The following is a 1,305-nucleotide window of genomic DNA, read 5'->3' as shown; positions in this document are numbered from 1 at the left end:
CGGAGATGAAGTTTCTGCTGATACCACAGCTCGAGCGAGCTGGCTTTCAGCGCTTCGGGCACATCCACTGCCGGGCTCGGTGCGGGCTCGAGCGGCATCAATGACGCAAGAATCGTCGACAATTTGTGGAAGGGCTCGCAACCGGAGACGGTTGAGATGTATTTGGCGAGCGACTTTGAACACGGCGCCTTGCCGTCTCCTCAATCCCAGCGATGCCGCCCTTCACCTTCTCGAAGGCGGCCGTGAAACAATCACCCCACTGGTGACGAGCGCCTTCATCGCGGTCGATACTGCGGTGAGCGCGGTCCCCAGGAAGCCGCGGCTGCATCGACGGACAAGGCGTCGAAGACTCAGAAGGATTTCAACTTTTCGGTGATGGGCGGAAAAAACGTGGTCGATCAGTTCATTGCATCGCAAAGCAAGTCGCCGGAGGGAATGAAGGCCGAGGTGGCAACCTATGGACTGCTTCCCGGCGCAATGGAGGCGATGAAGCTGCAATTGCAAACGGAGTCGATCGCGCGGGCGAACAACACCGCGATCACCGCCGCGCAGCAGGTGCAGCTCGACCTGCTGAAGCAGAAGACTTCGGAATACGCCATGACGCTGGCCGGGCTCCAGACGATCCAAGCGAACTTGACTCCCTCTGAGAGTTACCTACAGGAGCCTAAGATCCAAGCGCAATTCAACGCCAATACGATCAGTGCGCAGCAATTCCTGGATGCGCAACAAAGGCTAGCGGAGAACGCCCAATCGACGTGGAACACCGCCGGCGCCTCCATGGCGGGCGAATTTGCACAACTCTCGCAGGAATTCGGCAAGCACAGCATGGCTATGGCGACGGCGGCTAAAGCGTTCGGCATTGTCGAGGCAAGGATCAACACTTACACCGCCTTCACGAAGGCGTTGGCATCGGCCGTGCCGCCATTCAATGATGCGTTGGCTGCGGGCGTGCTCGCTGCCGGTATGGCCAAGGTCGCCGCGATCAGCTCTATGTCGATACCTAGCTTTAGCACCGGCGGCTTCGTCTCCGGCGCTGGGACAAGCGTCTCGGACAGCATTCCCGCAATGCTTTCCAATGGCGAATTCGTTGTGAATGCCGAAGCTACGCAACGCAACAGGCGGGAAATCGCCCAGCAAAGCGGTTCTCGTCAGTTTCATGCGCGTTTCGCGGGATCGTGAGCGCGGATTTCAGGGGATCGTGAGCAACGATTTCGCGGGATCGTGAGCAAGGCTTTCGGAGCCTTGCAGCGCTTCGGCCGACAACTCAACCGGCTTAGGGATGACCTCGTGGTTAACGAGGAAGTC

Annotated in this window: 1 protein-coding gene; it reads left to right on the top strand. The window is 59.0% G+C overall.

Annotation, left to right across the window (positions count from 1 at the left end):
• Window positions 1-390 precede the first annotated feature (390 nt).
• The gene (locus QJT78_RS51365; protein WP_231166594.1) at window positions 391-1,179 is read left to right on the top strand and encodes a hypothetical protein; all 789 of its coding nucleotides are present in this window, start codon (window positions 391-393) and stop codon (window positions 1,177-1,179) included.
• Window positions 1,180-1,305: the final 126 nt, after the last annotated feature.

This window comes from Bradyrhizobium sp. Mp27 (assembly GCF_029953005.1).
Classification (GTDB): domain Bacteria; phylum Pseudomonadota; class Alphaproteobacteria; order Rhizobiales; family Xanthobacteraceae; genus Bradyrhizobium; species Bradyrhizobium barranii.
The sequence above is the reverse complement of the archived record's forward strand: the minus strand, read 5'-3'. Positions and strand labels throughout refer to the sequence as shown.